Source organism: Nostoc sp. C117, from assembly GCF_043099735.1.
GTDB lineage: Bacteria > Cyanobacteriota > Cyanobacteriia > Cyanobacteriales > Nostocaceae > Nostoc.
Map to the genome: position 1 here is coordinate 6,036,916 of NZ_CP170991.1, position 14,584 is coordinate 6,051,499.

Consider the following 14,584-nt stretch of genomic DNA (forward strand, 5'->3'; position numbering starts at 1 on the left):
GAGTTATGCAAAGTTTCTCATTTGAGTTGAGTACATTTTAATGAGGGAAAGAGGTAAAGTCTAGCGATTATAGGTTAGAGTGATATATCTTATTTAAATTAACGTCAAAAGGGGGCTATATGTCCCCCTTTGTCTCAGTTATTGAGATGTTAACTCAGAGCCACTAAATTTAATTACTGCCAGACAAACACCTTAGCTTCGTATGGTCCCAAATCAATGATAATGCCATCGTCACCAGCTTCTACATCATAATTCGCCGTCCATTCGTGCCATGTACCAGCGGCAGGAAAGTTAGGAACATGATAACCAGCTAGGAAATTTTCTGAGAAATTTGCTACCACAACTACACGAGAGCCTTGCTCATTCCAACGGCTATAAGCCAGTACTTTTGCATCAGGATTTTCATGGATGAAATCAATATTTTCTGTGTAGAGAGCATGATTATTTTTACGCAAGTTGGTTAAACCTTTATAAAAATCAAATAAACCACGATTTAAATCATTACCTAACAGCGTCCAGTCGATTTTCGATGATTCAGGTTGTTTAGGTTTATACTCACCAAATTCCTCTCCCATCCAAATTAAAGGTACACCAACAGCAGTCATCAAGATAGCTACTCCTAATTTAGAGCGCCTAAAAGCTTCTTCGTTAAAAATCTCACGGTTGCCCAGTTCTACCATGATATGATTATGGTCGTGGTTGGTGAGGTAATTTACTACATTAGTAGCACCTAAGAAACCTTGACGTTTGCAGTCAATAACGTCTTTGAGACGCTCTAAATCAAATGTATCGCCGCAGATATGTTCTAAAATACAGTGATAGAAACTATCATGCCAGCAACCATCCATAGGTCCATCAAAATTGGTAATGCTGGTAGTTTCCGGAATGTGTTCGGCGACGTTATAAAAGGGCTTTGCACCAGCAGTATTTTTTGCTTCTTGAACAATCCAATGCATGAAATCGTAGTTAGCAATTTGCCTTGCAGCATCATAGCGAATACCATCAAGATGATATTCCTGAATCCAAAAACGGATTGTCTCACCAATAAATTTACGTGCTGGATGAGTTTCTAATTTTTCATCATAATGTTCATAGTTAAATTCAGGACCCCAATTATTATCAGGGTCACGAGGCGAGTGATGATACCAATAATCGTGATCGATTTGTGTTAATGGAGCAGATGCTTCTGAGTGGTTATAAATACCATCAATAATTACACGAATGCCTCTACCATGACACTCATCAATCAAATTTTTTAATTCCGCAGTAGAACCATAACTAGATTCTGTTGCAAAGAAGTGGCGGGGATTATAACCCCAACTATAATCACCGGGATATTCTTTCAGTGGCATCAACTCAATAGCGTTGATTCCTAATTCACACAAATAATCTAGCTTTTCAACAACGTGTTTGTATTTGCCTCGTGCATAAGGGTCATCTTCACCACCAGAAAAATCACCAACATGCAGTTCATAAATTACTAATTCGTGGTCAGCAGGTAAAGGTTTATCATCATTTTGCCAAACATAAGTATCGGTAATTCTTTGCCCATCTTTAACGCGAATAATACCGTTATCTTCTCCACCTACTTCATCGATATCAGTTACACACGGATCTGTGACATTAACCCATTGTTCTGGTTCAAAAAACCATGAATTTGATTGAACGCGGAATTTATATTTATAAACGCCATCTTCTAATTCAACACTTGTGCGGAAATAACCATCTTCACCTTTTTCCATTGGAATTTCTTGCCAATCAGAAAAAGAACCAATTAATGAGGCTCCTTTGTTATAGGGTGCAAATAAATTAAATTCAATTGGCTTTGACATAGAAGTGTTTATAATATGAATGGTTGATAGAAGTATTCTCTAATGATTAATTAAATTTGCAAATAGCTCTAGAGAATGAATTGAATAAGTAGTGCTTCTATCTACAGGAATAATTTATAAATATTTTCTGAAGTTTAATTCTATGGTGGGTTAGACAAAAGCCATAAGCCATAAGCGGACCATACTAATGATAATAATGATAAAACTTTGGCAAATAAGTTCAAAAATTTTTGTTAATTACTAAAACAGCAAACATTTGGTAAAAATAAGATATTTTAGCCCAAGTATTTGCTAGATAATATTACTTAATGTTGTCGATATTTTGTTGTAGATAACTTAACAACCAATTCGCTGCTGTTGCCCTGCGAGTTTGGCGAGGTCCAAATTCACCAATTTTATAACCTTTGAAGCCAAGTTTTTCTTTGAGCGATCGCTTATTTTCAACTGGAATGGAACGAGTCAATTTGACTGTTGCTGGGCGAGAGTCAATAAAATCTGGTGGTTGTGGGTACTCATTCTGCCATTCTGGTGCAACTTGGCTAGTATCCCATTGTGCATTTGATGAGTCATAGCGATAGCCTAAATAATGCCATAGCAATTGATTAACTGTGGCATCATCTAGTTCCTCGTTGAGAATTGCCCAAATTGTTTCTGTATTGAGTGGTGGCAGATTAGACATAAGCAAGTCAGGAGTCATAATTTAAGAAAACCTTTATCATTATCCCGTTACTCTGTTACATCAACATACTGAGCTACTTAACGAGTTGTATAAGCTCCAGCAGATTGAGCAAGGAACATGGAATACTCACTCCTAACTCATAACTCCCCATTAAGGGGAGTTATTTAATATCAGTTAACTAGCTAAAGTGAATTTAATTACAGCATCCTTTGTGAGGATGTACATTTTATTTTGAAATATTAACTAAACTTTCCACTTCAGAACTAGCCAAAGTTGGTGCTGTAAAAATACGCGAGTAGAGACTTGATGGTTGCTGATGAGCAACGACTGGTAGAACTTGACGAGCATGGGTAGCTAATTCCACTGCCTTCACATCGTAAGTCTGCGTTGCCAACTTGGGATAAAATCCAATACTAATGATTGGCAGCAGCAGACAAGCAGTAATAAACAATTCGCGGGGTTTAACATCGGATATTCCAGCATCCAAGTGTAATTCTTGACTTTGGTTACCGTAGAACACTTGACGCAGCATTGATAGTAAGTAAATCGGTGTCAAAATCACGCCAACTGCTGACAGCAAGACGACTACAATTTTGAAGCTGGAACTGTAAACATCACTGGTGGCGATACCTAGAAACACCATCAACTCACCGACAAAGCCACTCATCCCTGGTAAAGCGAGAGAAGCCATTGAACCAACGGTAAACAGAGCAAATGTTTTGGGCATTACCTTCGCCATGCCACCCATTTTATCCATCATCAAGGTGTGGGTGCGATCGTAGGTTACACCAGATAGGAAGAACAAGCTAGCAGCAATCAAACCGTGGGAAACCATTTGTAGCACAGCACCGCTAATACCAAGTTCTGTGTAGGAGGCAATGCCAATCAGTACAAACCCCATGTGGGCAATTGAAGAGTAAGCCAAGCGTCGCTTGAGATTAGTTTGAGCAAATGCACAGCAAGCACCATAGACAATGTTCACTACACCTAAAATCGCTAGCACTGGGGCAAAGTAAACATGGGCATTAGGCAGCATCTCAACGTTGATGCGGATGAGAGCATAACCACCCATTTTTAACAACACACCAGCTAAAATCATCGAACCGGGTGCTGATGCTTCACCGTGGGCATCAGGTAGCCAAGTGTGCAAGGGGAAAATCGGCAGTTTTACACCGAAGGCAATTAAGAAACCTGCGTAAACTAACAGTTCTAAAGTTTTGGGATATTCCTTCATTCCCAGAGTTGCCATATCGAAGGTGATGGTATCTCCTGAGAATGCCATTGCAAAACCCGCTACCAAAATGAATATCGAGGCGGCAGCTGTGTAAAGGATAAACTTGGTGGCTGCGTAGCGGCGGTTTTGTCCTCCCCAGATGGAAATTAATAGGTAAACTGGCACTAACTCGATTTCCCACATTAAGAAGAACAACAGTAAATCTTGGGCGAGAAATACACCAAGCTGAGCGCTGTACATCGCTAGCATCAAACCATAAAATAATCGCGGCTTGTTGGTAACTTTCCAAGCCGCGAAGATTGCGAGGGTATTGATTAAGCCTGTCAGAAGTATTAAGGGCATCGATAGTCCATCAACCCCCACAGCCCAATGCAAACCTAACTGCGGTACCCAAGGATAGTTTTCTATGAGTTGGAGTGTTGAACTGTGAAAGTCATATTTATACCAAAAGGTATAAACCATCAATGCAAAATCTGCAAAAGCAACTCCTAAACCATACCAACGGACAGTTTTACCCTCTTTATCTGGGATTAAAGGAATGGCTAAGGCAGCCACCAACGGCAAGATAACTATGGCTGTTAACCAAGGAAATTCCATAGAATTCATCACTTCTGACAATCAATTTCGCTTTTCGCTTTTAATTACATTATATTAAGCAGTTTGTAGATTTGTAAACGCGATCGCTTTTGAAAAGATTAAATTTAAGATTTGGATAGTAATAAATACTTATTTGGACTCACTCTAGCCCATTCTAAATATAAAGTTTTGCAACGTCAACAAAAAACGGCAGCCAATGCCACCGTCCTGAATTATGGTTTTGTCTGATTTTGGGTTGATGAGTGTTTGCTCAGTTAAATAATCCGGTTGACAATTGTCCAGACTTCAAGATCTGAGCGGACATAGGGAACAGAGATTGTCTTGAACCCAGTGATAAAAGGCTTGTAATAAACCTGCCAATAGATGGGACTGAGATGATCGGCACAACCTTTGAGTAAACGGATTTCTGTAGCTAATTCTGCTGCAAGTTGATTAATCCGTTGAGCATGAATCTGAGCTACTTTTTTCGCTTCCTCTAGCTGTCGCTCTTGGGCAAGTTGTTTTGATTCAATTTGCTGAGGGGCTAATTGGGCTTGTTTTTGCTGTATTTGCAATTCCAACGCTGCAACTGCATCATCGATACCTTTGACTTCTGCAGATAATTGGGGATTTTCTCTGGCGTGGCGACGGTAAGCCTCAACCATTGCCAAGGCTGAATCATTTTTGCCAGATATTACATCATTATTAATATTCAGAGTAGCCCGTTCTTGTTCGAGAGCCTGAATCTGAGATTTAAGTGCCGTTATTTCAGCCTGAATTTGATCCATAAGGGGAAATGAGGGAGATGAGAGAGATGAGGCAAAGAAAGGAAAGAACTCCTAAATCAACAGTCAACAGTCAATAGTCAACACTCCTCATCTTCTAACTTTTTGCGCCTTGGATATCCAGAGAAAGCGATCGCACATTAGCTGTAATTCCTTCTTCTTGCCAAGCAGCTGACATTGCCGCTTGCACAGCCTTGGAGTGTAAATCATCTGTCAAAGCTAACAGTGTCGGTCCTGCACCACTAATTACCATGCCATAAGCACCAGCAGCAACAGCTGCTAAATTGACAGCATCATAACCAGGAATCAAAATCTTGCGATATGGCTGATGCAATTTATCTTGCAAAGCTGCCTTTAACCATTCTGCTTTACCTGTTTCCAAGCCACGTAACAATAAACCCAGATGTGCAGTATTGAAAATCGCATCTGCACGACTTACTTCAGTTGGCAGAACGTGCCGCGCTTCTGAAGTCGAAAGTTCAAAATCAGGAATAGCTACAATTGCTATGATGTCCTTGTGCCAAGGAACATCACAAATTTCCCAACCTGCACCACTGGTAGCAGCTAGCCGGCATCCGCCCAACAAAGCTGGAACGACATTATCGGGATGTCCTTCTATTGCGATCGCTAACTCCATTAATTGCGACTGACTCATCGGCGCACCTTCAAGTTGATTTGCCGCAATTAACCCACCAACTACTGCGGTAGCCGAACTACCCAAACCCCTCGCTAAGGGTACACCGATTTGAATTTCTATTTTCACCGCTGGCGGTGTTTGCTCTATATGTTGATAAAATCTGATAAATGCTTGATAAAGGAGATTGCTGTCATCAGTTTCTACTCGTTCAGCTTCTTCACCTGTGACAATGATAATTAACCCACCCTCTTCTCTTCGAGTGAACTTGAATTGGTTGTACAGTTTTAACGCTGCACCGATGCAATCAAAACCAGGCCCCAAATTAGCAGTTGTGGCAGGAACGGTAACAGTAACACTAGAAACAACAGACATCTGCAAATACTCCCTAATCAATCACCAGCATCTCACGTAAAGGGTTAATTTGTTCATATGGTAAGCTGTCACATATAAAAGCGGTACATTTACCTGATGATGGTTGACTGATGACTGATAAGTGTCAACGATTATAAAGAGTGTTTATATAATTTTAGACGCATCTCAGGTTATCTGTGAAATAACCTAAGTGTAAGATAGGGGCACACAGTTAGCTGTGCGCCCCTACGCTCTGTTGTATTCAAATGAGAATTACTATGAGCTTTTCCTAGATAGCAATACTTTGGGCAATTCGGGAAGGAAGGAGGTAAGTGTAAGGTTGAGAAACAGACGCATTGCGGACGGATATTTTAGTTTCGATTTCCTGAAGACTTGTTTGGAATTTTTGGAATGCTTGCTTTGCGACAGGATCAGAGAAAGGATTTGTCAAAGTCACAAGAGATTTACTGGAATATGGAGGCGCTATAGTTAAAGCTTTCACCAGGACTATTTGCAGAATAGATTGAAAGCGATTTGGTAATCTTTGAGTGAGTGTTACTTTGTTTTGACTTTGAGATTCAAATATATCTAAGAAAGGCTGATACACAGCAAATGGGTTATTAGGAATCCATGCAGCGTAGTCATATTGACCAAAATTGACAGCTGAATGCTGAGCAGTTGCTGTAAAAATAATGTTGGTAACAATCTCAATTAAATCATCCAATCTATCCAACTGCTGAGATTCTCTCTCAGGAAGTAGTCCTTTGATATTGCCATTATTTATCAGTTCATCTTTCCAGTTTTGAAGTTGGCGATCGCCAATGACTTCTGCATCATTTGTGTAGTGGGGTCGCAGAATATCTTCTACATAAGTTTTGATAGCATTCCAGATTAATAATGCATCATCACGATAGTAGTAGTTTGGTAATTCATCAACCTCACGTTCTCTTAAATCATACGGCAAAGCTAGCTCGTAAAACTTTAATTCTCTTACTTGTTTATTCGTTTCTTCAGAACTGGGTTTTCTATCGTTGTATCCTCTATTCAAAAGTTCATTAGAACCCGTATAACCCAGGGAGCCTATATTATCAAATAAACCACCCCTGCCCAGGAATACATTACGAGCCATATTATTGATAGGCAAGGTGTTGAAAAAGTGAGGCTTTAACAGTTGATACAAAATATGTTGCGGTGATAGTTTTCGGTTTGTGCTGACTGCAAAAGGCTCAATAATTAAATGTGTGTTCAGCAAGTGAGAAAGCATCCCTTGGTGAGCAACATCAGCACTACTTATGGCTAGCTTGGCTGCCGCCCAGTGTTCAGGTAGCGAGTTGGGGGTGAAAATTTGGTTAAATTTTTGGTCTTGGCCGTCAGTTTTTTGCTGTAATTTTATGGCAATAGGAAGAAGCTGTTTTTGGTCATTTACATAAAAAAGACAAATTGGAGATTGTAAATATCTTCCTAATTGGTCTGCTAAGTCAGCAGTGATAATCTTATCGAAGATTTTATACTCCAAGATATACAGACGATTTTCTACCAATGCTGTTGTTAGATCAATATCCTTACCCTTAACTGGGTTAATGATTTCATTAGTAACTGGGAAATTTCCAATGGGATTAATATCTTCGAGCTTACACTTGCGTATCAATACTGGATTCATTCCATTTAGACGTTGCCGACCAAATTCTATATCTGATTGCCAATTTTTCGCAACATCTGGCTTTTGGAAAAATGTCCAAGGTTGAAAAAATTCATTAAATTCTTCTAGGTTGTTCCAGTTATTAAAATCAGAAAAAATTGCGATTAACCCCAAATCTGCCGTACCTGTAAAGACAATTTCGCCTTTTTTAAATTTATCCCAAAGGTAAGGAAAGAGATGGAGAAATTGGGCTGTCAGTAAACCTATAACGCCTTTAATGGCAGTAAAAAGGAAAATGATGATTTTTCCTATACTAAAGCCTTCTCCTTGGGGAACACCTTTGACATGACCAGGTAAGTTTTTATAAGTCTGCTCCCATTGATAAAGGCTTTCTGTGTTCTGGTAAATTTTTTGATTACTTTGATTATTGCTGGGTGGAGTGAAATCTTGTACTGTGGTTGTTTTCGGATAATTCATGATCTAGAATTCCTGGATTCTCAATTACTAAAAAGGCAGTAAAAGTGTAAGATTCCAGTCTTTTAGGTGTGATATTTCCTTGATAACGATACTTACGTCATTACTACCTTAGCCTCAAATTATGCTTTATTTTCCGATTATTTACCTAGTTGAAATTACTTATTTTATTGTTAAGTAATATTTCTTTTACAGTGATAATTACTGATATAGCGATCGCCTATAGGCTTTGATAAATTATCCTTTGATAAATAGCGTAGGCGTAGCCCGCCGCAGACATCGCCTAAAAAGTGCCGAAAACTCAAGAACCGTAAAAAGTTAGTTGCATTATGAGCTAGGAACAATCAACACATTCTACATGGGCATAAAACCAAAAGGGTGGGCAAATATTTGCTCACCCTACTTTTTGCTAGAAGTTCTCGAATTTAGCGTTGCCGCACCCCATCGGTAGTATTGCCCTTTTCCACAGAATATAGATTTGTAGCAGGTTACTTCAAAATTCCTAAAATTGGTGTTAGCTCAGTTTCTGAGATTTTCGGAACCAACAATCTATTTGCATAAATCTGGGGATTTGTTTGGGAGACTATAGCATAAGATTGGCGAATATGAGCATTAATTGCCACAGTCTTCACATCGTACATCTGCATCGCCATCTTGGGGTAGAAGCCAATGCCGATAATCATCAGCAGAAAACAGGCAGCGATAAACACCTCGCGAGGTCTGGCATCTTCGTAGACTGCATCTTCTGGCACGAAACAGTCTGTACCAAAACAAACTGTTCCCTCGTCTTCTTGATTTTCCAAGCCAGCATTATTAATGTCGCAGATAAGTGCTGCACCCTGACCATAAAATACCTGCCGTAACATCGAAAGTAGATAGATAGGTGTGAGGATGACTCCGACTGCGGCGAGAAAAACTGTGACAGTGGAGAAAGTTGAACTGTAAACGTCACTGGTCGTGATACCAAGGAAAACGGAGAGTTCGCCAGCAAAGCCGCTCATACCGGGAAGAGCCAGTGACGCCATTGCTGAGATTGTAAACAGAGCAAACACTTTGGGCATGGCTTGACCAACACCACCCATATCTTTCATCACCATAGTGTGGGTGCGATCATAAGTAACACCCGCCAAGAAAAACAGCACCGATGCAATCAAACCATGCGAGATCATCTGTAACATCGCGCCGTTGATTCCCAAATCAGTGAAGGACGCAATACCCAGCAGTACAAATCCCATGTGTGAAATCGACGAATAAGCCAAACGCCGTTTCATATTCGTCTGAGCAAAGGAATTCAATGCACCATAAATAATGTTGACAACGCCCAGAATGGCTAGAATTGGTGCAAAATAAATGTGTGCATCAGGAAGCATCTCAAGATTTAGGCGAATTAGTCCGTATCCGCCCATTTTCAGCAAAACGCCAGCCAAAATCATCGACACAGGAGAGGATGCTTCCCCGTGAGCATCAGGCAACCAAGTATGCATTGGGAAAACAGCGAGCTTGACACCAAATGCAATCAACAATCCGGCATAAAGCAGCAATTGTAGACCAAGCGGGTATTCCTTCATACCCAGTGCGGTTATATCAAAAGACATATTACCGCCGCCGTATAGACCCATTGCCAAGGCTGCAACTAGAATAAATATTGAAGCTGCTGCTGTGTAAAGCAGGAATTTTGTAGCTGCGTAGCGACGTTTCTGCCCACCCCAAATGCACACTAGTAAGTATACGGGAATTAGCTCGACTTCCCACATAATGAAAAATAGTAGCAAGTCTTGGGCAACGAACACGCCTACCTGTGCAGAATACAGCACAAGCATCAGAAAATAAAACAGGCGGGGTCGGTGATTAACCTGCCAGGCTGAAAAAATCGAGAGTGTGGTGACAAATCCTGCCAGAAGCACAAGGGGAAATGAAAGTCCATCGACCGATACTGCCCAGTTTAAACCTAACTCAGGCACCCAGGCATAGCTCTCCACGAGTTGAAAACTAGCACTACTCGCGTCGTAATGCTTCCAAAAGGCATAACACATTAAGGCAAAGTCTGCCATACCTACACCTAGTGCATACCAACGTACAATCTTGCCGTCTTTATCAGGCAGCACAGGGATGAGCAGGGAAGCAATGAGTGGCAGCAAAACAATCGCGGTAAGCCAGGGAAATCGATCCGCTATCATATCAGTAAAAAATAATACTTATCTGTCGATTATGTCATTGTACTAAACTTTGTAACAATTTCTTTATAATTTTTGAAGCTGGGCATTACCCAGCCTACTATTTGTTATTTGAAATTAATCTGGACTTGTGACATCAATATAGAAGTTATCGAAGTTAGCGATCGCATCTTTTAATTTATCCAGAACTCGATCGACAGCAATACTACCTAAGTCTCCAGAAGTGCGGGTACGAATACTCAAAGAGTTAGTTTCCACTTCCTTAGCTCCCACAACCGCCATTACGGGTATTTTATCTTTTTCGGCGTTGCGGATGAGTTTACCCAGGCGATCGCCACTAGTATCCACCTCTGCACGGATACCCAATGCCCGCATCTTTGCTGCCACCTCTTGACTAAAATCTAACTGTGCGTCACCCACTGGTAGTAATCTCGCTTGCACTGGCGCCAACCATAAGGGAAAATCCCCCGCATACTCTTCAATTAAGATGCCAATCAACCGTTCCAGCGAACCAAAAGGGGCACGGTGAATCATCACTGGGGGTTTGCGAGAACCATCTTCAGCAACGTACTCTAAATCAAAACGTTCTGGCAAGTTGTAATCTACTTGTACAGTTCCCAATTGCCACTCCCGTTCTAGGGCATCACTGAAGATAAAATCGAGTTTCGGTCCGTAAAACGCCGCTTCGCCAATTCCCTCAAAGTGTTCCATCCCTAAAGTCTCAACTGCACGGCGAATCGCGCCTTCGGCTTTATTCCAAACTTCATCGCTACCGATATATTTATCACTAGCAGGATCGCGGAAACTGAGTCTAGCTTTAAAGTTCTTCAGTTGCAGTTTATTGAAAACCGATAAAATCAAATCCACCACATTGAGGAATTCGCTATCGAGTTGTTCTGGGGTGACGAACAGGTGAGAATCATCCACAGTAAAACCGCGTACTCTCGTTAAACCGCCCAATTCGCCCGATTGTTCGTAGCGATAAACAGTACCAAATTCTGCCAAACGCATCGGTAGTTCCCGATAGGAACGTAATTCACTTTGATATATTTGGATGTGAAAAGGACAATTCATCGGCTTCATCACGAAGCCCTGTTCCTGTGCGGCCGCTTCTTGGTCGTCGGCCATTAAGGGAAACATATCTTCTTTATATTTCTGCCAGTGTCCAGATTTTTTAAATAAATCGACTTTGGCAATGTGGGGCGTTACCACAGACAAATAACCGCGTTTTAGTTGTTCCTGTTTCAGGAAGTCTTCTAAAATACTCCGCAACAGAGTACCTTTGGGCGTCCACAAGGGTAAACCTGGCCCTACTAAGTCAGAAAATATAAATAATCCCAGTTCTTTACCGAGTTTCTTATGATCTCGCCGTAATGCTTCTTCTTTACGTCGTTTGTACTCAGCAAGTTGTTCTGAGCTTTCCCAAGCGGTCGCATAGATGCGTTGTAGTTGCGCTTTGGTTTCATCCCCACGCCAATAAGCGCCAGCAACACTTTCTAATTCAATCGCTTTGGGGTTTAACTCACTGATGTTTTCCAGATGAGGCCCAGCACACAAATCCCACCATTCATTCCCCAAGTGGTAAATTGTGATTGGTTCTTCTTTGATATCTGCCAGGATTTCTAGTTTATAAGGTTCCTTAATTTCTTGAATCCGGCGTTCGGCTTCTTCCCGACTGACTTCTTCCCGAATCACTGGTAGTTTGCGATTAATAATCTTTACCATCTCTTTCTTGATGGTTTTGAGATCGTTTTCGCTAAATGGTTCTGGGTTGTCGAAGTCATAATAAAATCCGTTTTCAATCCAAGGGCCGATTGTAACCTGTGCCTTGGGAAACAGCTTTTGTACTGCCATTGCCATTACATGGGAAGCAGTGTGGCGAATCTTTTTTAATTTCTCCGATTCGCTGGTACGCGGTAAATAAATTTTTTCAGGTTTTTCTGACTCTTCTGACGGATTTGATGATAATTTTAGCGACATTGGCTGCTGAACCATTGGCGAAGTGATTACAAATTGATCTGAATCTATAAGCTTATTCAACTATAGCGGCATTGGGTATGGGGCATTGGGCAAAAGAGTGCTGTTAGCGGATAGCTAAGGTTTAGCCCGTGCTGAGTTAGGAGTGATTATTCTCCCCCATCTCCCCATACTTCGGCTTTGCGGTAGTTTAATCCCGACTTCTGCAAGAAGTCTATTGATTTGTCTCCCTCATCTATATCCATAGACACCTATCCAAAGGGACTGTACAACTCGGAGAGCAAAACTATATAATAAAATCTGTAGTTTTCGTTACATTTTTTATAATTGTGTGAAAATAATAAGACAATTGTTAAGAAAGGTGAATAACGTTAATATTAGTAAGAAAATTGAAAATATCCTCCTGATTTATGCGAGACTCTAATTTACCAGGGACTCAGTTGCTCAAAACTGTTTTAGAACCCCTGCTGGATGATTTTCAGTATTGGTTTACGCGATCGCGCGACTTACTGGAAACCCAGCAACTCTCATTTATGAGTAACCAAGAGCAATCTGACTTGCTCTTACGGATCAAGCAAGCGCAAGAAGAACTAAACACGGCAAAAATGCTTTTTAGTGCTACTGATGGACAAGTCGGGATTGATATGGCAACTTTAATGCCTTGGCATCAATTAGTAACAGAATGCTGGAATGTAGCAATACGCTTTCGTCAAGCGCCTGAAGTCTAAGCCACATCTGCTAAATTTCAGTAGATTGCTTAGGATAGAAAGACGCTATATGTGGTCGAGCAAATAGTACAAAACTCTTAACATTTTCTTAAGATTGTTTAGATTAACAAAATAATGTATCCTATGCTACCGTAAGTAAAATAACGGTTGACACATCGCTCCATGTATATGTAAGTGCATGAAAAAGTGCGTTGGATGTTTGTCAAAACTGTGAGCCTAACTGTAAGCCATAGTGTCGGGGAACCAAAGCGTTACAAAATAAAGTTTTAAAAATTGCTGCCCTGGAGGAAAATTCAATGTTACACCTACTTTACATCTTTGCTTTTACAATCCTTGCATTTATAGCTGTTGGTAACTTAATTCGTAATCTGATCGTGTTCAGTTTTGATCGAGATCGAACTTACCCCACTAATTGCTCGCCAATGAATAATCAAGGCAACTATGGTTATTATTCATCAAAAAAACAGTTTGTACCCCATCCCGAATTATTAGATAGTGCCGGCAACTTAATTAAAGAACCATTGTTGGTAATGCGTTCAATTAACGTTGAAGATGCACGTCAACACCTTGATGCACTTTACGAAGCATCTCCAGGGCACAAAAGAGAAAATTCGGAAGAAGCATAAAACTTAGGAGTTTGGAGTTTGGGTGTAAATTATTATTGTTTTTACATCCTTAACCTTTCCCCGAGAAAATTATATTACCATCCTGAAAATTGAGGCGATCGCGTCAATAGGTTGGTAAATTAATGCAAGGTTATCCTACTATTAATAATTTCAGTGTAAAAAGCAGTTTCAGTAATTAAACCAAACCTGAACGCAATGCGACGACTGCTGCTTGTACGCGATCGTCTACTGCTAATTTATTCATAATCCCTCTGACGTGAGTTTTAACTGTGTTGGGACTGAGATAGAGTTTCTGTGCAATCTCTGGGTTACTCAATCCGTCCACCATGAGTTTCAATACTTCTAATTCCCGTACAGATAAGTTGGCGGTGTTATTGGTGGGTGAGGGTGGTTTAAGATTGTCAATTACTCGCCGTGCAATTTGCGGATCGAGATAAGCTGCACCATCAACTGCGGCAGCGATCGCACTTAACAATCTTTCTACACTTGCACCTTTGATACAATAGGCATCAGCACCGCTTGATAGTGCAGCAATAATTTCTGTCTCGGTTTGATGAGATGTCAGCATTACCACATGAGTTTCTGGTAGCGCTGCTTTAATTTGTTGTGTCGCTGCAATCCCATCAAGTCGCGGTAACCCAATATCCATAACTACCAAATCAGGTTTCAGTTGCAGTGCTGCTTGGACTCCCAAATAGCCATCTTCTGCTTGTCCAACAATTTCCAACTGGGGATGAACCATTAATGATTGTTCTAATCCTAATTGCATCATTGGATCGTCTTCTACGATTAATACCCGTAAGGGGGGAGCGTTAGCTGGCAGATTTAAAGGATAGTGAGTATCTAAAGTCATTTGTTATTTGTCATTTGTC

The 14,584-nt window shown here is 40.7% G+C and carries 11 protein-coding genes; 2 read left to right on the forward strand and 9 right to left on the reverse strand.

Features of this window, described 5'->3' with window-relative positions; all coding sequences use genetic code 11:
- Positions 1–173: 173 nt before the first annotated feature.
- From ACFG4S_RS25940 to thrS, 8 genes are all read right to left on the reverse strand, one after another.
- The gene (locus tag ACFG4S_RS25940; RefSeq protein WP_392531811.1) at positions 174–1,832 is read right to left on the reverse strand and encodes an alpha-amylase family glycosyl hydrolase; all 1,659 of its coding nucleotides are present in this window, start codon (positions 1,830–1,832) and stop codon (positions 174–176) included.
- Between the two features lie 301 nt (positions 1,833–2,133).
- Positions 2,134–2,511 carry a DUF1823 family protein gene (locus ACFG4S_RS25945; RefSeq protein ID WP_392531812.1) on the reverse strand — a complete coding sequence of 126 codons (378 nt, stop codon included), beginning with the start codon at positions 2,509–2,511 and terminating at the stop codon, positions 2,134–2,136.
- A gap of 226 nt (positions 2,512–2,737) precedes the next feature.
- The gene (locus ACFG4S_RS25950; RefSeq protein ID WP_392531813.1) at positions 2,738–4,351 is read right to left on the reverse strand and encodes an NAD(P)H-quinone oxidoreductase subunit 4; all 1,614 of its coding nucleotides are present in this window, start codon (positions 4,349–4,351) and stop codon (positions 2,738–2,740) included.
- Positions 4,352–4,596: 245 nt separating this feature from the next.
- Complete coding sequence (locus ACFG4S_RS25955) at positions 4,597–5,109, reverse strand: hypothetical protein (RefSeq protein WP_392531814.1); 513 nt, start codon at positions 5,107–5,109, stop codon at positions 4,597–4,599.
- Between the two features lie 94 nt (positions 5,110–5,203).
- Positions 5,204–6,115, reverse strand: coding sequence for a homoserine kinase (gene thrB, locus ACFG4S_RS25960; RefSeq protein WP_392531815.1), 912 nt, complete (start codon positions 6,113–6,115; stop codon positions 5,204–5,206).
- Between the two features lie 268 nt (positions 6,116–6,383).
- Positions 6,384–8,210 carry a lipoxygenase family protein gene (locus ACFG4S_RS25965; protein ID WP_392531816.1) on the reverse strand — a complete coding sequence of 609 codons (1,827 nt, stop codon included), beginning with the start codon at positions 8,208–8,210 and terminating at the stop codon, positions 6,384–6,386.
- 485 nt (positions 8,211–8,695) lie between these two features.
- The gene (locus ACFG4S_RS25970; protein ID WP_392531817.1) at positions 8,696–10,384 is read right to left on the reverse strand and encodes an NAD(P)H-quinone oxidoreductase subunit 4; all 1,689 of its coding nucleotides are present in this window, start codon (positions 10,382–10,384) and stop codon (positions 8,696–8,698) included.
- Between the two features lie 114 nt (positions 10,385–10,498).
- Entirely contained in the window at positions 10,499–12,376 is a 1,878-nt protein-coding gene (gene thrS, locus ACFG4S_RS25975) for a threonine--tRNA ligase (RefSeq protein WP_392531818.1), read from the reverse strand.
- A 392-nt stretch (positions 12,377–12,768) separates the two neighbouring features.
- On the opposite strand from thrS, the gene ACFG4S_RS25980 reads away from it, so the two are divergent.
- Both ACFG4S_RS25980 and ACFG4S_RS25985 read left to right on the forward strand, forming a co-directional pair.
- On the forward strand, positions 12,769–13,086 hold the full coding sequence (locus ACFG4S_RS25980) for a DUF2605 domain-containing protein (RefSeq protein ID WP_392531819.1): 318 nt from the start codon (positions 12,769–12,771) through the stop codon (positions 13,084–13,086).
- Between the two features lie 296 nt (positions 13,087–13,382).
- The gene (locus tag ACFG4S_RS25985; protein WP_392531820.1) at positions 13,383–13,712 is read left to right on the forward strand and encodes a DUF2973 domain-containing protein; all 330 of its coding nucleotides are present in this window, start codon (positions 13,383–13,385) and stop codon (positions 13,710–13,712) included.
- A gap of 175 nt (positions 13,713–13,887) precedes the next feature.
- Here ACFG4S_RS25985 and ACFG4S_RS25990 read toward each other — a convergent pair whose 3' ends face one another.
- Positions 13,888–14,565, reverse strand: a complete 678-nt coding sequence (locus ACFG4S_RS25990) for a response regulator (protein WP_392531821.1) — start codon at positions 14,563–14,565, stop codon at positions 13,888–13,890.
- Between the last annotated feature and the right edge of the window lie 19 nt (positions 14,566–14,584).